The sequence below is a fragment of the Streptomyces sp. NPDC026575 genome (assembly GCF_055567415.1).
This window is the reverse complement of the sequence record NZ_JBVHQM010000004.1, coordinates 238,605-262,432: the sequence shown is the minus strand read 5'-3', so window position 1 is coordinate 262,432 and position 23,828 is coordinate 238,605. Positions and strand designations below refer to the sequence as shown.

Below are 23,828 nucleotides of genomic sequence, written 5' to 3'. Positions count from 1 at the left end.
CGTACCGTGATGAGCGCACGCAAACTGTGATTCGAGGAGATTTGCTGTGACCGGGATCAAGACGACCGGCGAGAAGAAGCTGATGCTCTTCTCCGGCCGCGCCCACCCCGAGCTGGCGGAGGAGGTCGCGCATCAGCTGGGTGTCGGCCTGGTCCCGACGAAGGCTTTCGACTTCGCCAACGGTGAGATCTATGTCCGCTATCAGGAGTCCGCGCGTGGTGCGGATTGCTTCTTGATTCAGAGCCACACGGCTCCGATCAACAAGTGGATCATGGAGCAGCTGATCATGATTGATGCGCTGAAGCGGGCTTCCGCTCGGAGCATCACGGTGGTCGTGCCGTTCTATGGCTATGCGCGTCAGGACAAGAAGCACCGTGGCCGTGAGCCGATTTCGGCGCGGCTGATCGCGGATTTGATGAAGACCGCGGGTGCGGACCGTGTGGTGACGGTGGATCTGCACACGGACCAGATCATGGGCTTCTTCGACGGCCCGGTGGATCACCTTTTCGCGCTGCCGGTTCTCGCGGACTATGTGGGCGCGAAGGTGGATCGCGACAAGCTCACGGTCGTGTCTCCGGACGCGGGCCGGGTGCGGGTCGCGGACCGCTGGTGCGACCGGCTGGGTGCTCCGCTGGCCATCGTCCACAAGCGCCGGGACAAGGACGTGGCGAATCAGGTCACGGTCCACGAGGTCGTCGGTGATGTGGAGGGCCGGGTGTGTGTCCTGGTCGACGACATGATCGACACCGGTGGCACGATCTGCGCCGCGGCCGACGCGCTGTTCGCCAATGGTGCGGCGGATGTCATCGTGACCGCGACGCACGGTGTGCTGTCGGGTCCGGCGGCGGACCGGTTGAAGAACTCGAAGGTGAGCGAGTTCGTGTTCACCAACACGCTGCCGACGCCGTCCGAGCTGGAGCTGGACAAGATCACGGTGCTGTCGATGGCGCCGACGATCGCGCGGGCGCTGCGCGAGGTCTTCGAGGACGGCTCGGTGACGAGTCTGTTCGACGAGCAGTGAGCTCTCTCGCGCGCTGGTCGGCCGGCTGATCGACCGGCTGATTGATCGACTTTGGGGCGGCCTTCCGGCCGGGTAGACTCATGGAGTTGCTCGGCGAGGGAGGCCGCCCTTTTGTGGTGGCTGTCCGTTATCGACGCGCTCTTCGTAGCAGGTCTGTCGTGGGCCGGGTGACGCCCACCAGATGTTTCTGCGATACGAGGAGTGCTGTTATGGCCGAGATCAAGCTTGCCGGTGAGGTGCGGAACGACTTCGGTAAGGGTGCTGCCCGCCGTCTGCGTCGCGACGCGAAGGTTCCCGGTGTCATTTACGGTCACGGCGCGGAGCCGCAGCACGTCGCCGTGGACAGCCACGCGCTGATGATGGCCCTGAAGACCCCGAACGCGCTGCTGCGTCTGGAGTTCGACGGCAAGAGCGAGCTGGTCATCCCCAAGGCCGTGCAGCGTGAGGCGATCCGTCGCTTCCTGGTGCACGTGGACTTCCTGGCCGTGAAGAAGGGCGAGAAGGTCACCGTCGAGCTGCCGATCCAGACCGAGGGCGAGCTGGCCCCGGGTGGCAACCTGCTTGAGCACGTGCTGAACACCCTGCCGGTCGAGGCCGAGGCCACCCACATCCCGGAGTCGGTCACGGTCTCCATCGCGGGTCTGGACGCCGGTTCGTCGGTGCAGGCCAAGGACATCGCCCTGCCGTCGGGTGTCTCGCTGGCCGTCGAGGACGACGCCGTGGTGCTGCAGGTCGTGTCGGCGCAGGCCGAGGCTCCGGCCGAGGAGGCCGCCGAGGGTGAGGGCGAGGGCGCCGAGGCCTGATCCTCGCCTCGTCACCGCTTTTTCCAACCGCTGTCCTGTGCCGTTGTGGCACGGGGCGGCGGTTGGGTTGTTTCAATGGCCTGCCGCACTGGCCTGGCGCAAGGAGATGTGGAGATGACGGACGCAGACGGCCCCTGGCTCGTGGTGGGGCTGGGGAATCCCGGGCCGGAGTACGCGGCCAATCGCCACAATGTGGGTTTCATGGTGGCGGATCTGCTCGCCGAGCGTATGGGTGGGCGGTTCAAGGCGCACAAGGCGCGGGCGCAGGTGGTGGAGGGGCGGATCGGTCCGCCGGGGCCGGGCAGTCGCCGGGTGGTGGTGGCGAAGCCGTTGTCGTTCATGAATCTGTCGGGTGGGCCGACGACGGCGTTGCGGGATTTCTACAAGGTCCCGGTGGCCAACATCGTGGCGGTTCATGATGAGTTGGATATCGATTACGGTGCGCTGCGGCTGAAGTTGGGCGGCGGTGACAACGGTCACAACGGTCTGAAGTCGATCACGAAGTCGCTGGGTGCGGAGTACCACCGGGTGCGTTTCGGGATCGGGCGTCCGCCGGGTCGTATGCAGGTGGCGGATTTCGTGTTGAAGGATTTCGGTTCGGCGGAGCGCCGGGAGCTGGACTACTTCGTGGATCGTGCGGCGGACGCGGTGGAGACGTTGATCGTGGAGGGGTTGGAAAGGGCGCAGAGCACGTACAACACGTGAACGGGACAGTGCGGGTCAGGGACTGACGAACTGGTGCCCGAGGTTGACCGGGCGCTGGTGGATGGCCAAGGATCGCCGCCATGCCCAGAAGCAGTACGCGCACGAGTTCGGTCAAACGCAGCCGTTCCCGGCGGGCCGGTGAGAGTGTCTATGGGGTGCTGCTCGTCGCCCGGACGGGGGTGATGGGCCTGTTGGCGTTGCTCCTGCTGGTGGCGGGGGTGTGGACGTCGTGGAGCACGGCGCAGTACGCGATGCTCGCCAAGGGGCGGGAGCGCGGTTCGATGACGGTGTCGTCGTGTGCGGGTGAGCGGTGCACGGGTCCGTTCGTGCCGGAGGAGGGCCAAGGGCCCCGGAAGGTGTCGATCGCCGAGGCGGCGGCGCCGGACAAGGGTGAGCAGGTCGAGGTGGTGCTGAAGCCGGGGTCGTCGCATGCGGTGCGGTCGGGGACGGCGGGGGTGCTGCATGCCTGGGTGCCGTTCGCGGGGTCGTTGCTGCTGGCGGCGCTGGTGGTGGCCGGGGGGATGCGGATGCGGCGTACGGCGTGGGTGATGGGCTTGTTGGGGGCGGTGTTGCTGGGGGCGGCGTTCGCCGCGATGTAGGCGTGTGACGTGATGACGACGGCGGCGGCCGGCTCCTCGGGTGAGGGGCCGGCCGCCGCCGTCGTGTGTGCGGGGTGGGGTCAGCCGGTGTTGCGCAGGCCGGCGGCGACGCCGTTGACGGTGAGCAGCAGGGCGCGGGCCAGCACGGGGTCGGCTTCGTCGCCGCGTTCGGCGGCGGTGCGCTGGCGGTGCAGCAGGGAGACCTGGAGGTAGGAGATCGGGTCGAGGTAGGCGTCGCGGATGTGGAAGGTCTGCTTCAGGACCGGGTTGGAGTCGAGGAGTTCGTTCTCGCCGGTGATGCGCAGGACCTCGGCGACGGTGAGTTCGTGCTCAGCCTTGATGACGTCGAAGACGTGCTTGAGCTCGTCGGGGACGAGGGTGTCGACGTAGTGCTGGGCGATCCGCAGGTCGGTCTTGGCCAGCGTCATCTCGACGTTGGACAGGAAGTTGCGGAAGAAGTGCCAGTGCTCGTGCATCTCGTCGAGGACGGGGTCGAGGCCGGCTTCGCGGGCGGCCTTCAGGCCGGTGCCGACGCCGAACCAGCCGGGGACGATCTGGCGGGACTGGGTCCAGCCGAAGACCCAGGGGATGGCGCGCAGGCCGTCGAGTCCGGCGCCGGAGTCGGGGCGGCGCGAGGGGCGGGAGCCCAGGTGCAGCTCGGCGAGCTGGTCGACGGGGGTGGAGGCGAAGAAGTACGCGGGGAGGTCGGGGTCCTCGACGAGGCGGCGGTAGGCGCCGTGGGCGGCCTCGGAGACGGTCTCCATGGCGGCGTCCCAGCGGGCGAGGGCCTCGTCGGACTGGCGGGGTGCGGTGTGCAGGGCGGATGCCTGGAGGGTGGCGGCGACGGTCAGTTCCAGGTTCTCCCGGGCCAGGGACGGCACGAGGTACTTGTCGGAGATGACCTCGCCCTGCTCGGTGACCTTGATCTCGCCTTCGAGGGTGCCGTAGGGCTGGGCGAGGATCGCGTCGTGGGAGGGGCCGCCGCCGCGGCCGACGGTGCCGCCGCGGCCGTGGAAGAGGCGCAGGCGTACGCCGTGGCGGTGGGCGACGTCGCGCAGCAGGCGCTGGGCGCGGTGGATCTCCCACTGGGAGGTGGTGATGCCGCCGAACTTGGAGGAGTCCGAGTAGCCGAGCATGACTTCCTGGACGTCGCCGTTGAGGGCGACCAGGCGGCGGTAGGAGGGGTCGGCGAGCATTTCGTCGAGCAGCTGGTCGGCGATCTTGAGCTCGTCGGTGGTCTCCAGCAGCGGGACGATGCCGATCTTGGCCCAGCCGGCGTGCAGGTCGATCAGTCCGGCCTCGCGGGCGAGGACGGCGGCGGCGAAGACGTCGTCGGAGCCCTGGCACATGGAGATGATGTAGGACTCGACGACCTCGGGGCCGAAGGTCTTCTTGGCCTTGAGGATGGTGCGGAAGACGCCGAGGGTCTTGGCGCCGGCCTCGTCGAGGGGGGCCGGGGTGGGGGCCAGGGGGCGGCGGGAGCGCAGTTCCTTGGCGAGGAGCTTGCGGCGGTAGTCGCGCGGCATGTCCACGTAGCGCCAGGACTCCTCGCCGAGGCGGTCGAAGAGCTGGCCGAGGGCGTGGTGGTGGGCGTCGGCGTGCTCGCGGACGTCCATGGTGGCGAGCTGGAGGCCGAAGGCGCCGATGGTGCGGATGGTGCGTTCGAGGCGGCCGTCGGCGACCAGGCCACCGCGGTGTGCGCGCAGCGAGGTCTGGATGAGGGTGAGGTCGTCGAGGAGTTCGGCGGTGCCGAGGTAGTCGCGGCCGGGGACGTGGGGGGTGTCGCCGGCGAGGCGGTCGCGGGTGTTGACGAGCTTCTGCCGGATGCAGGTGGCCTTGAGGCGGTAGGGCTCCTCGGAGTTCAGGCGCTTGTAGCGGGGGCTGATCTCGGGGAGGAGTTCGAGGTCGCGCTGGAGGGAGGCCAGCAGTTCGTCGGTGGCACCGCAGTTGCGGATGGAGTTCGACAGGGCGCCGCGCAGCTCGTCGACGTGTTCGAGGGCGTCGGTGATGCCGTGTTCGTGCTGGAGGATCAGCACGTCCCAGGTGACCTGGGGGGTGACGTTGGGGTTGCCGTCGCGGTCGCCGCCGATCCAGGTGCCGAAGGTGAGCGGGCGGGTGCCGGGGGGCAGCTCGGTGCCGGCGCGCTCCAGCTCGGCGGCGAGGTCTTCGAGGACGTCGCCGACGGCGCCGCGGCCCAGCTCGTCGAGGTAGTAGATGGCGTTGCGGGCTTCGTCGGTCGGCTCGGGGCGGGCGACGCGCAGCTCGTCGGTCTGCCAGATGAGGTCGATGTTCTCGGCCAGGCGCAGGTCGGCGCGGTGGCGCTCGGTGGCGTCGGTGCGGTCGAGGAGTTCGGCGACCTTGCGGAGCTTGGTGAGGACGGAGCGGCGGGCGGCTTCGGTGGGGTGTGCGGTGAAGACGGGGCGTACGCCGAGGTGGCGGGCGGTCTCGCGGAGGTGCTGGGGGTCGGCGTCCTTGAGCATGTCGGCGGTGCGGGCGAGGATGCCGCCCTCGGCGGCGCGCCGGGTGCGCAGCTCGCGGCCGCGGTGGACCTGCTCGGTGACGTTGGCGAGGTGGAAGTACGTCGAGAAGGCGCGTACCAGCTTCGCGGCGGTGGCCAGGTCGGTGTCGCCCAGGAGCCGGGCCGCGGCCTCGCCGTCGGAGCGGGTCAGGGCGCGGACCCGCTCGACGAGGTCGAGGAGGTCGGGGCCTTCCTGCCGGACGAGGGTTTCGCCGAGGAGGTCACCGAGGCGGCGGATGTCGGCACGCAGGGCGACGTTGTCGCTCGGGCCGGCTTCGGGGCTGTCGGTGGGTGCGATCTCGGCGGGGGTGTTGTCGGCACTGCTCACTGGTGCGGCTCCTTGCGGCATTCAGGGACGTCGCGCCGCGACTCGCGGAGGGGTGGTGGCGGGCGACGGGTGGGCAGGTCTGATGCGGGCGGGTTGCGGACCGCGCTGTCCGACGGTGCCCAGGATAGATCTGCCCGCTGTCAGCGGATCACACCGTCCGATGGGTGGGCATCTGTGGCGGGTGGTGCGGGTGTGAGCCTGTCACGGCCTTGCCCGTGGCGGGGTCGCTGCCATACTTACGAGACCGTAGGTTACGGTTCCGTAGCCGTAGCCGTGCCCCCGAGCCCCCGACGAGGGACACCATGACCGCTGGCCCTGAAGCCGTAGAAGAATCCCCGATTCCTGCCGATTCGTCCGTTGATCCGGCTGCCGGTGGCCCGATGCCGTCCGCGACGCTGGGTGGCGAGCAGCGCAGGTCGCTCGAACAGATCACGCTCCTGCTCTTCATCACCCTCCCCTTCCTGGCGCTGGTGGCCGCGGTGCCGCTGGCCTGGGGCTGGGGGGTGAGCTGGCTGGATCTGGGCCTGATGACCGCGATGTACTACATCGGCTGCCACGGCATCACGATCGGCTTCCACCGCTACTTCACGCATGGCGCGTTCAAGGCGAAGCGCCCGCTGCGCATCGCCCTGGCGATCATGGGGTCGCTGGCGGTGGAGGGGCCGCTGGTGCGCTGGGTGGCCGATCACCGCAAGCACCACAAGTTCTCCGACGCCGAGGGCGACCCGCACTCGCCGTGGCGCTTCGGCGAGACGGTGCCCGCGCTGATGAAGGGCCTGTGGTGGGCCCACATCGGCTGGATGTTCGACGAGGAGCAGACCCCGCAGCACAAGTACGCACCGGACCTGATCAAGGACGATGCGATCCGGGCGATCTCCCGCCAGTTCGTGGTCTGGACGACGGTGTCACTGCTGATCCCGCCGGTGGTCGGCGGCCTGGTGACCTGGTCCTGGCAGGGCGCGCTGACCGCGTTCTTCTGGGGCTCGCTGGTGCGGGTGGCGCTGCTGCACCACGTGACGTGGTCGATCAACTCCATCTGCCACGCCGTGGGCAAGCGCCCGTTCAAGTCCCGCGACAAGTCCGGCAACGTCTGGTGGCTGGCGGTGCTGTCCTGCGGCGAGTCCTGGCACAACCTGCACCACGCGGACCCGACGTGCGCCCGGCACGGCGTGCTGCGCGGGCAGCTGGACTCCAGCGCCCGACTGATCCGCTGGTTCGAGAAGGCGGGCTGGGCGTACGACGTGCGGTGGCCCCATGCCTCCCGCATCGACGCACGGCGCAAGGAGATGGCCGCCGGGGGTACCTCTCCGCGGTAGCCAGGGAAGGCATGATTGACGGGTGGCGATCGACAACAGCAGCAGTACGAGCAGCAACAAGGGCAAGCCTTCCGCGTCTGCGGGCACCCGGCGCGCCCGCAGGGTACGGATGACCGGTGCGGAGCGCCGGCAGCAGCTGCTGGACATCGGTCGCACGCTCTTCGCCGAGCGCGGCTTCGAGGGCACGTCGGTCGAGGAGATCGCGGCGAAGGCCGGTGTCTCCAAGCCGGTGGTCTATGAGCACTTCGGCGGCAAGGAGGGGCTGTACGCGGTGGTCGTGGACCGCGAGATGCGCCAGCTGCTGGACATGGTGACCGGCGCGCTGACCGCCGGCCACCCCCGTGAGCTGCTGGAACAGGCGGCGTTCGCGCTCCTGGACTACATCGAGACCTTCACCGACGGCTTCCGCATCCTGGTCCGCGACTCCCCCGTCGCCCAGTCCACGGGTACGTTCGCCTCCCTGATCAGCGATATCGCCACCCAGGTCGAGGACATCCTGGGCCTGGAGTTCAAGGCCCGCGGCTTTGATCCGAAGCTGGCCCCCCTCTACGCCCAGGCGCTGGTGGGCATGGTCGCCCTGACCGGCCAGTGGTGGGTGGACACCCGCAAGCCGAAGAAGGCCGAGGTGGCGGCCCACCTGGTGAACCTGGCCTGGCACGGCCTGGGCAACCTGGAGGCGAAGCCGCGCTTGATAGGGCATCGCAAGAACTGAAGGGCGCCCCACTGCGCCGACGCAGCCCGTGCCGGCCTCGGGCCGGTGGCTGCGGGGAGTCGCGGGTGTGCCGGAGGTGGCCGAGGCCGGTGCGCACGGTAGGGGGAGGTCGTTGGGGGGCGTGGGAGGGCGGGGGTCAGCCGGTCGGTTTCTGGGCGACGGCGAAGATGCGGCGGAAGGGGAAGACCGTGCCGTGCCGGCCCGTGGGGTAGGCCCTGCGGAGGGCGTCGCGGTATTCGGTGAGGAACGCCTCGCGGGCGAGCGGGTCGTCCTCCAGCTCCGTCAGGACGGGGCGCAGGGCGGTGCCCTTGACCCAGTCGAGGACCGGGTCGTCGCCTTCCAGGAGCTGGACGTAGGTCGTCTCCCACACATCGGTGGTGCAGCCGAGGTCGGTGAGGCGTTCGAGGTATTCGGCGGGCTCCAGGATGTGGACGAAGCGCCGGCCGTGGGTGGTGAGGCGCTCGCGCCACTGGGGGCTGTCGCACAGTTCGCCGAGCAGGGCGTGGCTGGGCGAGGTGAAGTTGCCGGGGACCTGGAAGGCGAAGGTGCCGCCGGGGGTGAGGGCGTCGATCCAGCGGGCGAAGGAGTCCGGGTGGTTGGGGACCCACTGCAGTGCCGCGTTGGAGACGATCAGGTCGTAGGGCTCTTCGGGGGCCCAGTCGGCGGCGTCGGCGGGCGCGAAGTCGAGGTGGCCGCCGCCCGGGGTGGGGCCGGCGTGGTTCTCGGCTTCCTTGAGCATCTCCGGGGAGTTGTCGTATCCGGTGATGTGCGCGTCGGTCCAGCGGGTGGCGAGCTGGACGGTGACGTTGCCCGGTCCGCAGCCCAGATCGGCGATCCGGGCGGGGCGTTGCCGCCGGGGGAGTTCCGGGATCCGCGCGAGCAGGTCGTGGAAGGGGCGGGTACGGTGCCCGGAGTGGCGGAGATATTGCTGCGGATCCCAGGTGGGCGCGTCGTGCATGTTCTGAACCCCTTTGCTGGTGCAGGGCTGACTCAAAGCTGGCACGGTCTGGTTCGGGCCGTCTCGGCTGGAAACCGAGCCCCCGCCGACGATGCCCCATAGTCCAGCGAAATATATCTTGACGTCAAGAGACTTCATGTCGACAGACCCTCTACACTGATCGTCATGGAGGACGAGGTCGACCGACTGGTCGCTGCATGGCGCCGTGAGCGCCCGGACCTCGACGTGGAACCGCTCGAGGTCCTCAGCCGCGTCTCCCGGCTGGCCAGACACCTCGACCGGGCCCGCCGCATGGCGTTCGCCGAGGTGGGGCTGGAGCCCTGGGAGTTCGACGTGCTGACCGCGCTGCGCCGGGCCGGGGCGCCGTACCAGCTCTCCCCCGGCGCGCTGCTGACGCAGACGCTGGTCACGTCCGGCACGATGACCAACCGCATCGACCGGCTGGCCAAGAAGGACCTCGTCGAGCGGCTGCCGGACCCCAGCGACCGGCGGGGAGTGCTGGTCAGGCTGACCGCCGAGGGCCGCGACAAGGCCGACCAGTCGCTGGCCGGACTGCTGGTCCAGGAGCGTGCCATTCTCGCCGAACTCTCCCGTCAGCAGCGCGGCGAACTGGCCGGACTGCTGAGGCGGTTGACGGGCCCCTTCGACAACACTCCCGGGTAGCGCCCGGCGGCGGTGCGCGGCGGGCGAGGAACGGCGGGCGGCGGCACCCGGCGGCCTTCCGGGCCGGAGGTCCGCCAACTTTCCGAGGCGGGCGAGGGGCGCGCGCTCCCGGGCATACGGCGCGGGCGCTAGCGTCCGAGGTGGCAGAACCGGATGCACACACCCCCGGGAGAGATCCACGACGGCGCGTGAGGGATTGCCGCGCGCCATATCTGACGGCGCGCAAGCATGTATCGCGCGCCCCCTCGATTGGCATGCGCCCCTCTAGTACCACGTCCCCTTGCCCCCCGCTCGCCTTGTGCACTTGGATCGCGCCATGAGCCAGCAGCGACCACCGCACCCGACGAACGGCCCGTACGGCAGGCGGTTCGAGGGCCGTACGGTCCTGGTGACCGGGGCCGCCGCCGGAATCGGAGCGGCCACCGCCGACCGGCTGGCCGCCGAGGGCGCCGGCGTCCTGCTGCTGGACATCGACGACGACCGCGGCGAGCACCTCGCACGGCGCATCAGGGCGGCCGGCGGCCGGGCCTCGTACGAGCACTGCGATGTGGCGGACGAGGACCACTGGCGGCGGGCGGCGAAGGCCGCACGGCAGCGCTACGGGCCGGTCGACGGGCTGGTCAGCAACGCCTTCCTGCCCCATGTGGCGGCCGCCGACGCCACCTCGCTCGCGGACTGGGACCGCCAGCTCGCGGTGAACCTGACCGGCTCCTTCCTCGGCGTCCGCGCCACCCTTGAGGACCTGTGGGAACGCCATGGCGCGGTGGTGCTGACCTCGTCCGTGCACGCGCTGGTGGGCCTGCCGGGGCGGCCGGCGTACGCGGCGGCCAAGGCCGGGCTGACCGGTCTGGGGCGGCAGTTGGCGGTCGAGTACGGGCCGCGGGTGCGGGTCAACAGCGTGCTGCCGGGCCCGGTGCTGACGGCGGCCTGGGACGGTATCGACGAGGAGCGGCGGCAGGCCAGCGCCGCGGAGACGGCGGCGCGGCGGCTGGGGCGGCCCGAGGAGGTCGCCGCCGCCATCGCCTTCCTGCTCTCCGACGAGGCGTCCTTCGTCACCGGCGCGAGCCTCGTCGTCGACGGCGGCTGGAGCGTGTACAAGAACTCGTCATGAGCGGGGTCCGCCGACGGCGGCCCGCGACGGCCCGTCCGAGCTTCGATCCGTAGGGGGATCCATGGGCATCCGATTCGGCGGCGACTACAACCCCGAGCAGTGGCCCGAGGAGGTGTGGGCCGAGGACCTGAAGCTGATGAAGGCGGCCCACGTCACCATGGTCACCGCCGGGATCTTCTCCTGGGCGAGGGTCGAACCCCGGCCCGGGCAGTGGGACTTCGGGTGGTTCGACCGGGTCATGGACAACCTGGCCGGCGCCGGTATCGACGTCTGCCTGGCGACGATGACCGCCTCACCGCCGCCCTGGCTCTCCCACGCGCACCCCGAGATCCTGCCCGAGGGCCCCGACGGGCAGCGCCGCTGGCCCGGCGGCCGGCAGCACTACTGCCCCTCCAGCCCCGTCTACCGCACGCACGCCGTACGCCTCGTCGAGCGGCTCGCCACCCGCTACGCCGGCCACCCCGCGCTCGCCATGTGGCACATCGGCAACGAATACGGCTGCCACACCCGCCAGTGCTACTGCGCGGTGTCCGCCGAGGACTTCCGGCGCTGGCTGCGCGAGCGCTACGGGAGCGTCGAGGCGCTCAACGCCGCCTGGTCGACGGCCTTCTGGTCGCAGGGCTACGGCGACTTCGACGAGGTGCTGCCGCCCCGCACCGCGCCCACCTTCCCCAATCCCGCGCAGCAGCTGGACTATCTGCGCTTCGGCGACGAGGCGCTGCGCGCCTGCTACCTCGCCGAGAGGGCGGTGCTGGACCGGCTGACGCCCGAGGTCCCGGTCACCACCAACCTGATGCCGCAGCACAAGCCGGTCGACGCGTTCGCCTGGTCGGCGCACATGGACGCGATGGCGCTGGACTTCTACCAGGACCCCTACGCCGACGACGACCACATCCGGGCCGGCTACGTCTTCGACCTGATGCGCTCGGCGCGCTCCGGGCAGCCCTGGCTGCTGCTCGAACAGGCGCCGAGCGCGGTCAACTGGCGGCCCCGCAACGGCCCCAAGCCGCCCGGCGCGATGCGGCTGTGGAGCTGGCAGGCCGTCGCCCAGGGCGCGGACGCGGTGCTGTTCTTCCAGTGGCGGCAGTCCCTGGGCGGCGCGGAGAAGTTCCACTCGGCGATGCTGCCGCACGGCGGGACCGACACCCGGATCTTCCGCGAAGTGACGGAGCTGGGGCGGGAGTTGGCGTCGCTTCCGGGCATCGAGGGGACCCGGTCGCGGGCCGAGGTGGCGCTGCTGGCGGACTGGCACAGCTGGTGGGCGCTGGAGCTGGACTCCAAGCCGTCGACCGCGCTGGAGCACTCCCGGATCGCGCTGGAGCACTACCGGCCGCTGTTCGAGGCGGGTGTGGCCTGCGATGTGGTGCCGCCGCAGCGGGAGCTGTCCGGCTACCGGCTGGTCGTGGTGCCCAATCTGTATCTGCTGACCGCCCGCGACGCCGAGCGGCTGACGGCCTATGTGCGGGGCGGCGGCCGGCTGGTGGTGTCGTTCTTCTCCGGGATCGTCGACGAGCACGACCGGGTGCACCCCGGCGGCGCTCCGGCGCCGCTGCGGGAGCTGCTGGGGCTGCGGGTGGAGGAGTTCTGGCCGCTGGACGCGGGCCGTACGGTGGGGCTCGCCGGGGCCTACGCGGGACGGGCCGACCTGTGGTCGGAGGCCATCGACCTCGAAGGGGCCGAGGCGCTCGCCCGCTTCACGGACGGGGACCTCGCCGGGCGGCCCGCGCTGACCCGGCACGCCTACGGGCGGGGCACCGTCTGGTACCTCGGCACCCGGCCCGAACCGGCGCTGATGCGGGCGCTGCTGGACGACGTACGCCGGGCGGCGGGCGCGGCGCCCGTGGTGCCGGGGCTGCCGCCCGGCGTCCAGGCCACCGTCCGCGAGGGCGCCGGCGGGCGGTATCTGTTCCTGCTCAACCACGGCGCGGACACCGTGGAGGTGGAGCTGCCGGAGCCGATGCGCGAGGCGCTGGCGGCGGACGGCGCGCGGTCCGGCGCCGTCGACCGGGTCACGCTGGCGGCCCGGGGCGTGGCCGTACTGACCGACGGGTGAGGCCGCGCCCCGCGGCGCCGCGTTCCTCAGGGCACCGGCACCGAGGCCGCCGCCGCTGCCTCCAGCTCGACCGGGCCCACTCCGGCCCGGCGGGCCAGCGCCACCGCCGCGAGGGTCGAGTGCACACCGAGCTTGCCGAGCACGTTCTGCATATGGGTGCGGACCGTGTGCGGGGAGAGGAACAGCCGCTCGGCGACCGCCTTGCGCCCCAGGCCCGCCACCATGCAGCGCAGCACCTCGCGCTCGCGCGGCGTCAGCGACTCCACCAGCCGCTCGCTCTCCGAGCGGTGCTTGCGGGCGGCGGTCAGCTCGCGCAGCACCCCGGTCAGCAGGGCCGGCGGCAGATGCGTTTCATCACGCAGTACGCCGCGGATCACGGCGAGCAGCCGGGAGAGCGAGCAGTCCTTGGCGACCCAGCCCGAGGCGCCGGCCTGCAGGGCGGCGGCCGCGCGGCGCGGGTCGTCGCGGTCGGCGAGCACGACCGTGCGCAGATACGGGTGGCTGGTGCGCAGGCCGGAGACGAGTGCGATGCCGTCGCGCGGGCAGCTGCGCGGGACCGCGTCGCGGGCCGGTCCGGGCGCTTGTGCGGGCACGGCCAGGAGCGGCGCGGCGAGGTCGGCGTCGGCCAGCACCACGTCGAACCGGCGGCCTTCGGTGGCCGCCCGGTCCAGATTGCGCAGGGCCGCGGGTGCGCTGCCGGCGGCCGCGACGTCCACGTCCTGTTCCGCGGCGAGCGCGGCTGCCAGGGATTCGGCGAAGATGCGGTGGTCGTCGACCACCAGAACCCGGATGCGTTGCACAGAGACCCCCTGTCTCGGTGAACGGACCATAGCGGGCACGACGCCCGGATTGAAGATCGCCTCAGCCGCACGGCCGCCGCCGTGCGGGCATGACTACCCCCACCCGGGGCGCCGTACCCGAACGGTCTCGCCCCCCTGATCGACACCGGCCCCCACCGGTGCAGGATCTCAGAGTACGGACAGGGTGCGACAAGGGAAGGTGATTGGCGAAACTGCTCCCGCTCCCGGGCCATTTGGCCGCCGCCCGCTGGCCGCACGCCGTCCGGCGCGCCCTACTCGACGCGGCGCGCTCCCGCGCTCGGGACGGCCTCGAAGATCCGCGGCGCGGTGTGTCCGGCGGCCGCGAACGCCTCGGTGACCGCCGTGCCGACGGCCGCCGCGGCCGCCGCCTCGACCAGCACGATCGCCGAGCCGCCGAATCCGCCGCCGGTCATCCGGGCCCCGAGGGCGCCGGCGGCGTTGGCGGTGTCGACGGCGAGGTCGAGTTCGCGGCAGGAGATCTTGAAGTCGTCGCGGAGCGAGGCATGGCCGGCCGTCAGCAGCGGCCCGATGGCGCGGGTGCGGCCCGCGTCCAGGCAGGCGACGACCGCTTCGACGCGCTGGTTCTCGGTGACGATATGGCGTACGAGGGCCTGGACGGTGGGCTCGTCGGCCAGTTTCGCCAGCGCCTCGGGCAGTTGTGCGCAGGGCACGTCACGCAGTGCGCGCACCCCGAGCGCCCGCGCACCCCGCTCGCAGCCAGCGCGCCGCTCGGCGTACGCGCCGTCGCCCAGCTCGTGCTTGACCCGGGTGTCGACCACCATCAGGCGCAGCCCCTCCCCCGCCAGGTCGAAGGGGACCTGGCGCCGGGTGAGGTCGCGGGTGTCCAGGAACAGCGCGTGTCCCTCGGTGCAGCAGGCCGCGGCGGTCTGGTCCATGATCCCGCAGGGGACGCCGACGAAGGCGTTCTCGGCCCGCTGGGCGAGCCGGGCCGCCTCCTGCGGGGGCAGGTCCAGGCCGTAGAGGTCGCTGAGCGCGAGGGCGGTGGCGACCTCCAGGGCGGCGGACGAGGAGAGCCCGGCGCCGGTGGGCACCGTGCTGTCGTAGTGCAGGTCCGCGCCGCCGACCGGCAGGCCCGCCTCGCGCATCGCCCAGACGACACCCGCCGGATAAGCCGCCCAGCCCGCCTGGGGCGCCGGGCGCAGCTCGTCGATGCGCAGCTCGACGATCCCGCCGTCGGCGCCGCCGGAGTGCAGCCGCAGCACCCCGTCGGTGCGGGGCGCCGCGGCGGCGAGGGTGGTGTGCGGGAGCGCCAGCGGCATCACGAAGCCGTCGTTGTAGTCGGTGTGTTCACCGATCAGGTTGACGCGGCCGGGGGCGGCCCAGACTCCCTCGGGCTTCGCCCCGTATACCTCGCCGAACGCCGCCGCCGTCCGGGGTGCGCCGTGTGCCGTCTGTGTCACGTGGAACCTTCGTCCTTTCGGGCTGCCGTCGGGGCTGTGCCCCGCACCCCGGTCCTCAGTCGTCGGAGGGGCTGGAGTTCGCCTGCGCGAACGCCCAGGCGTCCGCGACGATCCCGGCGAGGTCGGCGCGGCTGGGGCGCCAGCCGAGCCGGTCGACGGCGGTCCGGGCGGAGGCCACCAGGACGGCGGGGTCGCCGCCGCGGCGCGGGGCGGTGATCTCGGGGATGGGGTGGCCGGTGACCTTGCGGACGGTCTCGATGACCTCGCGGACCGAGAAGCCGTTGCCGTTGCCGAGGTTGCAGATCAGGTGCTCGCCGGCGGTGGCGGCGTCCAGTGCCAGCAGGTGCGCCTCGGCCAGGTCCGCGACGTGGATGTAGTCGCGTACGCAGGTGCCGTCGGGGGTGGGGTAGTCGTCGCCGAAGACGGAGATCGCCTCGCGCCTGCCCTGGGCGACCTGGAGGACGAGGGGGATCAGGTGCGACTCGGGGTCGTGGCGCTCGCCGCAGCTGCCGTAGGCGCCGGCGACGTTGAAGTAGCGCAGCGAGACGGCGGCCAGGCCGTGTGCCGCGGCCTCGCCGCTGATCATGTGGTCGACGGCGAGCTTGCTCGCGCCGTACGGCGAGGTCGGGGCGGTCGGGTCGGTCTCGGTGATCGGGGTGCTCACCGGCTCGCCGTAGGTCGCCGCGGTGGAGGAGAACACCAGCGTGCGCACGCCGGCGTCGCGCATGGCGGCGAGCAGGTCCATGGTGCCGCCGACGTTGTTGCGCCAGTACTTCTCGGGGTCCGCGACCGACTCGCCGACCTGCGAGAACGCCGCGAAGTGCAGCACCGCGTCGAAGGTGGCGTCGAGCCACTTGGCGGCGTCCTGGATACGGCCCTCGATGAAGTGCGCGCCCTCGGGGACGCCCACGCGGTGCCCGGTGGACAGGTCGTCCAGCACGGTCACCTCGTGGCCGGCCTCCAGAAGATGCGCGGCGACAACGCTGCCGACATATCCCGCCCCACCCGTGACCAGGTACTTCTTGCTCACTCGCTCGCTACCTCTCGCAGTCGCTCGGCCGCGGCCTCCGGCGGCACGTCGTTGATGAACACGTTCATGCCGGATTCGGAACCCGCGAGGAACTTCAGCTTGCCGGAAGTGCGGCGAATGGTGAAAAGCTCAAGGTGGAGTGCGAAGTCCTCGCGCGCCTCGGCGTGCAGTGGCGCCTGGTGCCAGGCGGCGATGTAGGGCGTCGGTGCGCCGCCGTCCGCGGTGTCGAAGATCCGGTCGAAGCGCCGCAGGACTTCCAGATAGACCTGTGGGAACTCGGTGCGCGCGGCCTCGTCGAGGGCGAGCAGGTCGGGGACCCGGCGCTTGGGGTAGAGGTGCACCTCGTACGGCCAGTGGGCGGCGTACGGCACGAAGACCACCCAGTGCTCGCCTTCGAGGACGATGCGGCGGCCGTCGGCGCGTTCCTCGGCGAGGACGTCGTCGAAGAGGTTGCCGCCGGTGACCTCGCGGTGGTCGGCGAGCGCCCGCAACATCCGCTCGGTGCGCGGGGTGGTGAAGGGGTAGGCGTAGATCTGGCCGTGCGGATGGCCGAGGGTGACGCCGATCTCCGAGCCGCGGTTCTCGAAGCAGAAGACCTGTTCCACGCCCGGGAGTTGGGAGAGCTCGGCGGTGCGGTCGGTCCAGGCCGCCAGGACCAGGGCGGCCTGCTCCTCGGTGAGGTCGGCGAAGGAGGCGTCGTGGTCGGAGGTGAAGCAGACGACCTCGCAGCGGCCGCTGCCGCCGGCGAGGGAGGGGAAGCGGTTCTCGAAGACCGCGACGTCGTAGTCGGCGGCGGGGATCTCGGAGTGCCGGCCGTCGCGGGAGGGGCACAGCGGGCACTCGTCGGCCGGGGGGTGGTAGGTGCGGGCCTGGCGGTGGGAGGCGATGGCGACGAAGTCGCCGAGGAGGCGGTCGTGGCGGATCTCGGAGGAGGTGGCGACGGGGTCGAGGGGGCGCCGGTCGGCGGTGTCGCGTACGGCGTCGTCGCGTGAGTCGTAGTAGATGAGCTCCCGTCCGTCCGCGAGCCGGGTCGTCGTCTTCTTCACCGGGGAGCTCCTCACACACCACACGCCGACCAAACACAAACAAACACAATGAAGCACAACTAAACAGTTGCGTCAACGCGGGTCCGGCCCGGTCCGCAGCCCGCACCGCACCGGGGCATACCGCCCGGGCCCATCACGATCCAACAACTCAACCGAACAAAAGTATTCAGTTTCTGACCGCCCGGGCGTAGCTTTCTGTGCGTTCCGGTCGCGCAAAGAAGCGAGTACCCACCATGATCACCCTGGCCGAAGGGCTACGGCTGCCCACCAACGGGCTCGACTACACGATCCTGGCCCTCTACTTCGTCGTCGTCCTCGGCATCGGATTCGCCGCCAGGCGCAGCGTGAAGACGAGCCTGGACTTCTTCCTCTCCGGGCGGTCGCTGCCCGCCTGGGTCACCGGCCTGGCGTTCGTCGCCGCCAACCTCGGCGCCACCGAGATCCTCGGTATGGCCGCCAACGGCGCGCAGTACGGGGCCTACACCGTCCACTGGTACTGGATCGGCGCCATCCCCGCCATGGTCTTCCTCGGCCTGGTGATGATGCCCTTCTACTACGGCTCCAAGGTCCGCTCGGTGCCCGAGTTCCTGCTGCACCGCTTCGGCCCCTCCTCGCACCTGCTGTCGTCGGTCATCTTCGCCGTGTCCTCAGTGCTGATCGCGGGCGTGAACCTGTACGCCATGGCGATCGTGCTGGAAGCGCTGCTGGGCTGGCCGGAGTGGGTCGCGATCGTCGTCGCCGGCTTCTTCGTGCTGGCGTACATCACCATCGGCGGACTGTCCTCGGCGATCTACAACGAGGTGCTGCAGTTCTTCGTCATCCTCGCCGCGCTGATCCCGCTGACCGTCGTCGGCCTCAAGCGCGTCGGCGGCTGGGACGGGCTGACCGACTCGCTGACCTCCTCGCACGGCGACGCGTTCCTGACCGCCTGGAAGGGCACCGGCATCGGCGAGGGCAACCCGCTCGGCGCGAACTGGCTCACCATCGTCCTCGGCCTCGGCTTCGTGATGAGCTTCGGCTACTGGACCACCAACTTCGCCGAGGTGCAGCGCGCGCTGTCCGCGAAGAACCTCTCCGCCGCCAAGCGCACCCCGCTGATCGCCGCCTTCCCCAAGATCTTCATACCCATGGTGGTGGTCGTCCCCGGCCTGATCGCACTGGTCATGGAGCCGACGCTGGGCAAGGCCGATCCTTCGACGGGTGGGCTCCAGTACAACGACGCCATCCCGGTGCTGATGCGCGACCTGCTGCCCAACGGCGTCCTCGGCATCGCGGTGACCGGTCTGCTCGCCGCGTTCATGGCCGGTATGGCCGCCAACGTGTCGTCCTTCAACACGGTCTTCACCAACGACATCTGGGCCGCGTACCTCAAGAAGGGCCGCGAGGACGGGTACTACCTCAAGACCGGACGGGTGGTCACCGCGGTCGGCGTGCTGATCGGCATGGGCACGGCTTTCATCGCCGCGTCCTTCAGCAACATCATGAACTACCTCCAGACGCTGTTCTCCTTCTTCAACGTGCCCCTGTTCGTCGTCTTCATCATCGGCATGTTCTGGAAGCGGACCAGCGCCGCGGCCGGCTTCTGGGGGCTGCTCTCGGGAACCGCGGCCGCGATGGTCAACTACTTCTGGCTCTACAAGCAGGGCGTCATCTCGATCCCCTCCGACCAGGGCGCCAACTTCGTCTCCTCGATCGTCGCCTTCGTCGTCGGCGCGCTGGTGATGTTCGTGGTCACCCTGGTCACCAGGCCCAAGTCCGCCGAGTCGCTGGCCGGACTGGTCTACGGCACCCGGTCGCCGGGCATGGCGGAGCTGCCGGCCGAGGGCGACGACGCCTGGTACCGCAAGCCGGCCCTGCTGGGCTGGGGAGCGATCGTCCTCGCCGCCGTCTGCTACGTCCCGTTCTCCTTCTAAGCCGCCAGCACCTGTCCCCACAGCGGAGTTGACCCACCATGAGTGACTACCAGCACGAGGTCGAGGAGCTGGAGCGCGAATCGGCGACCGCCGCGCGGCTCTTCGACGTACGGCGCATCATCGGCGGCCTGTTCGTCGTCTACGGCGTGATCGTCACCATCGCCGGACTGACCGCCAGCGACGCGGACCTCAAAAAGGCCCAGGACATCAACATCAACCTCTGGACCGGCCTGGGCATGCTCGCCCTCGGCCTGTTCTTCCTCGTCTGGCTGAAGCTGCGCCCGGCCGTCCCGCCGGCCGCGGCCGAGCAGGCGGACAACGCCGGGAGCGACGCCCCTTCGAAGGGCTGAGCCGAGCTGTCGTCAGCGCGGCGGCGGGACCGGATCACCGGCTCCCGCCGCCGTCGCCGGGGCGCCGCGGCCGCCGCCCGCCCGGTCCAGCAGCCCGGTGCGCGCCGCCAGCGCGGCGGCCTCCAACCGGGAGCCCACCTCCAGCTTCATCAGCACCCGTTGGACGTGCGTACGCGCGGTACTCGGCGCGATGTCCATCCCGGCCGCGATCAGCCGGGTGTCCTCGCCCTCCGCGACCCGCATCAGCACCTCCACCTCGCGCGGGGTGAGCAGCTCCAGCAGCCGCGCGCCCTCGTCGTCCGGCTGGGCCGCGGGGTGCAGCAGCTCCTCGAATGCCTGCTGCAGCAGCTGCGGCGAGACCGCCGACTCCCCCGCCCGCGCCTTCATCATGGCGCGCTCCACGCCCTCGATCCGCTCGTCGTTGCGCACATACCCCGAGGCGCCGGCCGCGAAGGCGGCGGCGATCCCGCGCGGGCTGGGCACCGGCCCCAGCACCACCACCGCGACCTGCGGCCGCTCCTTCTTGATCCGCACCACCGGGTCGAAGGCGCCCGGCTCCGCCGGCTGGGCGGTCCCCAGCAGGCACACCTCGGGCGCCCGGCTCACCACCAGGTCCGCGGCTCCGGCGCTCGGCGCGGCGGCGGCCAGCACACGGTGTCCGCGCAGCTTCAGCGCCGAGGCGAGCGCCTCCGCGAGCAGACGGTGATCGTCGACCACCATGAGCCGCACGCCCATCGAGCAACCCCTCCACTTCGGCGGGCCCCGGCGCGGCCCCGGCCGGGCCGCTCGTCCCCGGGAAGCTACACGCTCGGATCGCCGCGCGCGCCCCCTACCGGGGAGAAGACCCCCGGAATGCTGGAATCCCGGCCAATCGGGGCCGATTGCCGCCGTAGCCGGACGTGTCCGGGAGCGCTAGGGGAACATTTCCGGCCCCCATCCCACGCCTGGGAAATACCTCCCGCCCCCACCTCGTTGTGGCCCGCAGGGGGCGCCCGCCACCCCTACGGGATGTGTTCCCCCACCCCCTAGGGACCGCCTGCGCCCGGCGACGTCCTCCGCGTAGCGACCGCCCGCGCGTAGCGACCGCCTACACGTAGGGCCCTCTTACGCGTCCTCCGCCAGCTCCAGCCAGCGCATCTCCAGTTCGTCCCGCTCGGCGGTCAGTTCGCGCAGTCGGGCGTCGAGTTCGGCGACCTTCTCGAAGTCGGTGGCGTTCTCGGCGATCTGGGTGTGGAGCTTCGCCTCCTTGTCACCGATCTTGTCCAACTGCCGCTCGATCTTCTGCAGTTCCTTCTGGGCGGCGCGGTTGACGGCGGCGGCCTTCTTGGGGGCCGCGGCCTGCGGGGCGGGCGAGGGGGTGGCGGCCTCGATGACCTTCTGGCGGCGTTCGAGGTACTCGTCCAGACCGCGCGGGAGCATGCGGAGGGTGGCGTCGCCCAGCAGGGCCTGGACCCGGTCGGTGGTGCGCTCGATGAAGTAGCGGTCGTGGCTGATGACGATGAGGGAGCCGGGCCAGCCGTCGAGCAGGTCCTCCAGCTGCGTCAGGGTCTCGATGTCCAGGTCGTTGGTGGGCTCGTCCAGGAAGAGCACGTTCGGCTCGTCCATCAGCAGCCGCAGGATCTGCAGCCGGCGCCGCTCCCCGCCGGAGAGGTCGCCGACCGGCGTCCACTGCTTCTCCTTCGTGAACCCGAACTTCTCGCAGAGCTGGCCGGCGGTCATCTCCCGGCCCTTGCCCAGGTCGACGCGCTCGCGCACCCGCTGGACGGCCTCCAGCACCCGCCAGTCGGGGTCGAGTTCGGAGACCTCCTGGGAGAGGTAGGCGAGCTTGACGGTCTTGCCGACGGTGATGCGGCCGCCGGCCGGCTGCGCGTCACCCTGGGTGCGGGCCGCCTCGGCCAGCGCCCGCAGCAGCGAGGTCTTGCCGGCGCCGTTGACGCCGACCAGGCCGATCCGGTCACCCGGACCCAGCTGCCAGGTGAGGTGCTTGAGGAGGACCTTGGGGCCGGCCTGTACGGTCACGTCCTCCAGGTCGAAGACCGTCTTGCCCAGGCGGGAGTTGGCGAACTTCATCAGCTCGGCGCTGTCGCGGGGCGGCGGGACGTCCGCGATCAGTTCGTTGGCGGCCTCGATGCGGAAGCGGGGCTTGCTCGTACGGGCCGGAGCGCCGCGCCGCAGCCACGCCAGCTCCTTGCGCATCAGGTTCTGCCGCTTGGCCTCCTCGCTGGCGGCGATCCGCTCCCGCTCGGCCCGCGCGAAGACGTAGTCGCTGTAGCCGCCCTCGTACTCGTGCACATCGCCGCGCTGGACGTCCCACATCCGCGTGCAGACCTGGTCGAGGAACCAGCGGTCGTGGGTGACGACGACGAGGGCGGAGCGGCGGGTCTGCAGATGCCGGGCCAGCCAGGAGATGCCCTCGACGTCGAGGTGGTTGGTGGGCTCGTCGAGGACGATCAGGTCCTGCTCGGCGATCAGCAGCTTGGCCAGCGCGATGCGGCGGCGCTCGCCGCCGGACAGCGGGCCGATGACGGTGTCCAGGCCCTGGGTGAAGCCGGGCAGGTGCAGATCGCCGAAGAGCCCGGTCAGCACGTCGCGGATCTTGGCGTTGCCGGCCCACTCGTGGTCGGCGAGGTCGCCGATGACCTCGTGCCGGATGGTGGCGGCCGGGTCGAGGGAGTCGTGCTGGGTCAGCACGCCCAGGCGCAGGTGCCCGGCGTGGGTGACCCGGCCCTCGTCCGGGCCCTCCAGCTTGGCGAGGATCCGGATCAGGGTGGTCTTGCCGTCGCCATTGCGCCCGACGACGCCGATCCGGTCCCCTTCGTTGACGCCGAGGGAGACACCGTCGAGCAGCGAGCGCAGCGCGTACGCCTTGCTGACGGCTTCCAGATTGACGAGGTTGACGGCCATCTCACTCCTGCGCTTCGGGTCGATCGACCTTCCCAGCGTAGTCGGCGTGCGGAAACCCCCGGTCCGGAGCGGAGTTCCCCGCCCGTTGGCTAGCGTGATGACCATGACATCCGACACGGGCGCGACGGTGGAGACGGAACTCGGGCTGGTCTACGGCCCCAGCGGCAAGCGGCTGGACCGCTACCGCCCGGCGGGGGCACCGGGCCCGGTGCCGACCGTGCTGCTGTGGCACGGCGCCGGCCCCGACGAGCGGGACGTCCTCGCCCCTCTGGCGCGCACCGCGGCGGCCTGCGGCCTGCTGGTCCTCGTACCGGACTGGCGCCCGGACGCGGCGGACGGCGGCCGTGCGCATCTGCTGGAGTCGCTCCGCTTCGTCCGCAAGGAGGCGGGCGGGCTGGGCGGCGACGGGGAGTCGTTCGCGCTGGCCGGGTGGTCGGCGGGCGCCGGAGCCACCCTGGGCGTCGCGCTGCGGCCCGAGGTCGCCGACGGCTGGCGGCCGAGCGCGGTGATGGGCCTCGCGGGCCGCTACGACCTGCCGGCCCGCACCACCGGCACCGCCCCGCTGGCCGACCTCGCCGCGGGCCTGGACCCGGCCGTCCCCGTCCACCTGGTCCACGGCAGCCGGGACGCGGTCCTCGACGCCCGGCACTCCCGCGACCTGGCGGAGGCCCTGCGCACCGCGGGCCGGCCCGTGACACTCCAGGAACCGGTCACCGACCACGCCGGCGTGATCATGACCGAGTTCGACCCGACGACGAACCGCTGCGTCCCGACGAGTGCCGAACACGCCCTACGGGCGGGCCGGTTGGTGGCGAGGGTGCTGGGGACCGCCGGAGGCGCGGCACACGCTGGTCACTCTTTGTGATGACGTGATCAGGATCCGGCCGCTACCGTGGAATGGCAGGCCGAAGAATCCCGCCCATGGGAGGAACCATGACTGCCGAGCCGATCTACGAGGCCGCCGGGTCCGTCGCCGAGCCGACCTCGCGGTGGCCGGTGCCGCCGATGGACGGCTGGACCGTAGACGACCTGTTCACCTTGCCCGGCCTCCCGCCGCACACCCAAATGATCGACGGGAGTCTGGTCTTCGTGAGTCCGCAGCGGGCTTTCCACACGCTGGCGATGTACCTCTTGGAGCATGGTCTGCGCACCACAGTCCCGGACGAATTCCGCGTGCGGCGGGAGATGACCGTCATCCTCGACAAGCGCAACGGTCCCGAACCCGATGTGAGCGTGGTCCGGGCCGACACGGTCACCGGACCGGACCAGACGAGTCACCAGGCCGAGGATGTGCTCCTCGCCGTCGAGGTCGTCTCCCCGGAATCAGAATCCCGTGACCGCACGACCAAACCGTGGAAGTACGCCAAGGCCGGGATCCCGAACTTCTGGCGCGTCGAGCAGAGCGGAACTGGCGACAGGCCCGTCATCCACGTCTACGAACTCGACCCGGTCACCGGGGCCTATGTGCACGCCGGCATGCACCGCGACCGAATCAAGGTCGACGTGCCCTACCCCATCGACATCGACCTGACCGCCATCGACGAGCTGTAGCCGCC

General features: G+C 71.1%; 21 protein-coding genes. 13 read left to right on the top strand and 8 right to left on the bottom strand.

Annotated features, from left to right (window positions below):
* The first annotated feature begins 46 nt into the window (after positions 1–46).
* The 4 genes from ACZ4NB_RS07370 (at position 47) to ACZ4NB_RS07355 (ending at position 3,128) form a co-directional block, all read left to right on the top strand.
* Positions 47–1,021, top strand: a complete 975-nt coding sequence (locus tag ACZ4NB_RS07370) for a ribose-phosphate diphosphokinase (protein ID WP_384440305.1) — start codon at positions 47–49, stop codon at positions 1,019–1,021.
* Positions 1,022–1,230: 209 nt separating this feature from the next.
* A complete protein-coding gene (locus ACZ4NB_RS07365; RefSeq protein WP_467659009.1) occupies positions 1,231–1,824 on the top strand; it encodes a 50S ribosomal protein L25/general stress protein Ctc in 594 nt (197 codons plus the stop codon).
* 114 nt (positions 1,825–1,938) lie between these two features.
* A complete protein-coding gene (gene pth, locus ACZ4NB_RS07360) occupies positions 1,939–2,529 on the top strand; it encodes an aminoacyl-tRNA hydrolase (protein WP_384440311.1) in 591 nt (196 codons plus the stop codon).
* Between the two features lie 80 nt (positions 2,530–2,609).
* On the top strand, positions 2,610–3,128 hold the full coding sequence (locus ACZ4NB_RS07355) for a hypothetical protein (protein WP_467659007.1): 519 nt from the start codon (positions 2,610–2,612) through the stop codon (positions 3,126–3,128).
* 80 nt (positions 3,129–3,208) lie between these two features.
* Here the strand turns inward: ACZ4NB_RS07355 and ppc are convergent, their stop codons facing one another.
* Positions 3,209–5,974 carry a phosphoenolpyruvate carboxylase gene (ppc, locus tag ACZ4NB_RS07350; protein WP_467659005.1) on the bottom strand — a complete coding sequence of 922 codons (2,766 nt, stop codon included), beginning with the start codon at positions 5,972–5,974 and terminating at the stop codon, positions 3,209–3,211.
* Between the two features lie 302 nt (positions 5,975–6,276).
* Between ppc and ACZ4NB_RS07345 the strand changes: the two genes are divergently transcribed.
* Together ACZ4NB_RS07345 and ACZ4NB_RS07340 are read left to right on the top strand one after the other, a co-directional pair.
* On the top strand, positions 6,277–7,290 hold the full coding sequence (locus ACZ4NB_RS07345; RefSeq protein WP_467659004.1) for an acyl-CoA desaturase: 1,014 nt from the start codon (positions 6,277–6,279) through the stop codon (positions 7,288–7,290).
* A 109-nt stretch (positions 7,291–7,399) separates the two neighbouring features.
* Entirely contained in the window at positions 7,400–8,002 is a 603-nt protein-coding gene (locus tag ACZ4NB_RS07340; protein WP_384440393.1) for a TetR family transcriptional regulator, read from the top strand.
* A gap of 136 nt (positions 8,003–8,138) precedes the next feature.
* Here the strand turns inward: ACZ4NB_RS07340 and ACZ4NB_RS07335 are convergent, their stop codons facing one another.
* Positions 8,139–8,960, bottom strand: coding sequence for a trans-aconitate 2-methyltransferase (locus ACZ4NB_RS07335; protein WP_467659002.1), 822 nt, complete (start codon positions 8,958–8,960; stop codon positions 8,139–8,141).
* A 165-nt stretch (positions 8,961–9,125) separates the two neighbouring features.
* Here ACZ4NB_RS07335 and ACZ4NB_RS07330 point away from each other — a divergent pair, with 165 nt between their 5' ends.
* The 3 genes from ACZ4NB_RS07330 to ACZ4NB_RS07320 all read left to right on the top strand — a co-directional run bounded on the left by ACZ4NB_RS07330 (position 9,126) and on the right by ACZ4NB_RS07320 (position 12,787).
* Positions 9,126–9,623 (top strand): MarR family winged helix-turn-helix transcriptional regulator, encoded by a 498-nt coding sequence (locus ACZ4NB_RS07330; RefSeq protein ID WP_393487760.1) that lies wholly within the window; start codon positions 9,126–9,128, stop codon positions 9,621–9,623.
* Between the two features lie 316 nt (positions 9,624–9,939).
* A complete protein-coding gene (locus tag ACZ4NB_RS07325; protein WP_467659000.1) occupies positions 9,940–10,734 on the top strand; it encodes an SDR family NAD(P)-dependent oxidoreductase in 795 nt (264 codons plus the stop codon).
* A 61-nt stretch (positions 10,735–10,795) separates the two neighbouring features.
* Positions 10,796–12,787, top strand: coding sequence for a beta-galactosidase (locus ACZ4NB_RS07320; RefSeq protein WP_467658999.1), 1,992 nt, complete (start codon positions 10,796–10,798; stop codon positions 12,785–12,787).
* 26 nt (positions 12,788–12,813) lie between these two features.
* On the opposite strand, the gene ACZ4NB_RS07315 is transcribed toward ACZ4NB_RS07320, so the two are convergent.
* The 4 genes from ACZ4NB_RS07315 to galT all read right to left on the bottom strand — a co-directional run bounded on the left by ACZ4NB_RS07315 (position 12,814) and on the right by galT (position 17,105).
* A complete protein-coding gene (locus tag ACZ4NB_RS07315) occupies positions 12,814–13,587 on the bottom strand; it encodes a LuxR C-terminal-related transcriptional regulator (RefSeq protein WP_467658997.1) in 774 nt (257 codons plus the stop codon).
* 272 nt (positions 13,588–13,859) lie between these two features.
* Positions 13,860–15,029 (bottom strand): galactokinase, encoded by a 1,170-nt coding sequence (galK, locus tag ACZ4NB_RS07310; protein ID WP_467658995.1) that lies wholly within the window; start codon positions 15,027–15,029, stop codon positions 13,860–13,862.
* A 55-nt stretch (positions 15,030–15,084) separates the two neighbouring features.
* The gene (galE, locus tag ACZ4NB_RS07305) at positions 15,085–16,059 is read right to left on the bottom strand and encodes a UDP-glucose 4-epimerase GalE (RefSeq protein ID WP_467658993.1); all 975 of its coding nucleotides are present in this window, start codon (positions 16,057–16,059) and stop codon (positions 15,085–15,087) included.
* Positions 16,056–17,105: a galactose-1-phosphate uridylyltransferase gene (galT, locus tag ACZ4NB_RS07300; RefSeq protein ID WP_467658991.1), complete on the bottom strand. Its 1,050-nt coding sequence runs from the start codon at positions 17,103–17,105 to the stop codon at positions 16,056–16,058. Before galT ends, galE begins: the two co-directional genes overlap by 4 nt.
* 233 nt (positions 17,106–17,338) lie before the next feature.
* On the opposite strand from galT, the gene ACZ4NB_RS07295 reads away from it, so the two are divergent.
* Both ACZ4NB_RS07295 and ACZ4NB_RS07290 read left to right on the top strand, forming a co-directional pair.
* Positions 17,339–19,018 (top strand): sodium:solute symporter family protein, encoded by a 1,680-nt coding sequence (locus ACZ4NB_RS07295; RefSeq protein WP_467658989.1) that lies wholly within the window; start codon positions 17,339–17,341, stop codon positions 19,016–19,018.
* Between the two features lie 38 nt (positions 19,019–19,056).
* Positions 19,057–19,368: a hypothetical protein gene (locus ACZ4NB_RS07290; RefSeq protein WP_467658987.1), complete on the top strand. Its 312-nt coding sequence runs from the start codon at positions 19,057–19,059 to the stop codon at positions 19,366–19,368.
* A 12-nt stretch (positions 19,369–19,380) separates the two neighbouring features.
* Here ACZ4NB_RS07290 and ACZ4NB_RS07285 read toward each other — a convergent pair whose 3' ends face one another.
* Both ACZ4NB_RS07285 and ACZ4NB_RS07280 read right to left on the bottom strand, forming a co-directional pair.
* Positions 19,381–20,103: a response regulator transcription factor gene (locus ACZ4NB_RS07285; protein WP_467658985.1), complete on the bottom strand. Its 723-nt coding sequence runs from the start codon at positions 20,101–20,103 to the stop codon at positions 19,381–19,383.
* A gap of 369 nt (positions 20,104–20,472) precedes the next feature.
* Positions 20,473–22,272, bottom strand: coding sequence for an ABC-F family ATP-binding cassette domain-containing protein (locus ACZ4NB_RS07280; RefSeq protein WP_467658983.1), 1,800 nt, complete (start codon positions 22,270–22,272; stop codon positions 20,473–20,475).
* Positions 22,273–22,375: 103 nt separating this feature from the next.
* Here ACZ4NB_RS07280 and ACZ4NB_RS07275 point away from each other — a divergent pair, with 103 nt between their 5' ends.
* Together ACZ4NB_RS07275 and ACZ4NB_RS07270 are read left to right on the top strand one after the other, a co-directional pair.
* Positions 22,376–23,137, top strand: a complete 762-nt coding sequence (locus ACZ4NB_RS07275) for an alpha/beta hydrolase (protein WP_467658981.1) — start codon at positions 22,376–22,378, stop codon at positions 23,135–23,137.
* Between the two features lie 68 nt (positions 23,138–23,205).
* Positions 23,206–23,823 (top strand): Uma2 family endonuclease, encoded by a 618-nt coding sequence (locus ACZ4NB_RS07270; RefSeq protein WP_467658980.1) that lies wholly within the window; start codon positions 23,206–23,208, stop codon positions 23,821–23,823.
* Positions 23,824–23,828: the final 5 nt, after the last annotated feature.

Coding starts and splice junctions, on each gene's coding strand:
- ACZ4NB_RS07365 (WP_467659009.1), top strand. CDS start 1,231: ATGGCCGAGATCAAGCTTGCCGGTGAGGTGCGGAACGACTTCGGTAAG.
- pth (WP_384440311.1), top strand. CDS start 1,939: ATGACGGACGCAGACGGCCCCTGGCTCGTGGTGGGGCTGGGGAATCCC.
- ACZ4NB_RS07355 (WP_467659007.1), top strand. CDS start 2,610: ATGCCCAGAAGCAGTACGCGCACGAGTTCGGTCAAACGCAGCCGTTCC.
- ACZ4NB_RS07345 (WP_467659004.1), top strand. CDS start 6,277: ATGACCGCTGGCCCTGAAGCCGTAGAAGAATCCCCGATTCCTGCCGAT.
- ACZ4NB_RS07340 (WP_384440393.1), top strand. CDS start 7,400: ATGACCGGTGCGGAGCGCCGGCAGCAGCTGCTGGACATCGGTCGCACG.
- ACZ4NB_RS07335 (WP_467659002.1), bottom strand. CDS start 8,960: ATGCACGACGCGCCCACCTGGGATCCGCAGCAATATCTCCGCCACTCC.
- ACZ4NB_RS07330 (WP_393487760.1), top strand. CDS start 9,126: ATGGAGGACGAGGTCGACCGACTGGTCGCTGCATGGCGCCGTGAGCGC.
- ACZ4NB_RS07325 (WP_467659000.1), top strand. CDS start 9,940: ATGAGCCAGCAGCGACCACCGCACCCGACGAACGGCCCGTACGGCAGG.
- ACZ4NB_RS07320 (WP_467658999.1), top strand. CDS start 10,796: ATGGGCATCCGATTCGGCGGCGACTACAACCCCGAGCAGTGGCCCGAG.
- ACZ4NB_RS07295 (WP_467658989.1), top strand. CDS start 17,339: ATGATCACCCTGGCCGAAGGGCTACGGCTGCCCACCAACGGGCTCGAC.
- ACZ4NB_RS07290 (WP_467658987.1), top strand. CDS start 19,057: ATGAGTGACTACCAGCACGAGGTCGAGGAGCTGGAGCGCGAATCGGCG.
- ACZ4NB_RS07285 (WP_467658985.1), bottom strand. CDS start 20,103: ATGGGCGTGCGGCTCATGGTGGTCGACGATCACCGTCTGCTCGCGGAG.
- ACZ4NB_RS07280 (WP_467658983.1), bottom strand. CDS start 22,272: ATGGCCGTCAACCTCGTCAATCTGGAAGCCGTCAGCAAGGCGTACGCG.
- ACZ4NB_RS07275 (WP_467658981.1), top strand. CDS start 22,376: ATGACATCCGACACGGGCGCGACGGTGGAGACGGAACTCGGGCTGGTC.
- ACZ4NB_RS07270 (WP_467658980.1), top strand. CDS start 23,206: ATGACTGCCGAGCCGATCTACGAGGCCGCCGGGTCCGTCGCCGAGCCG.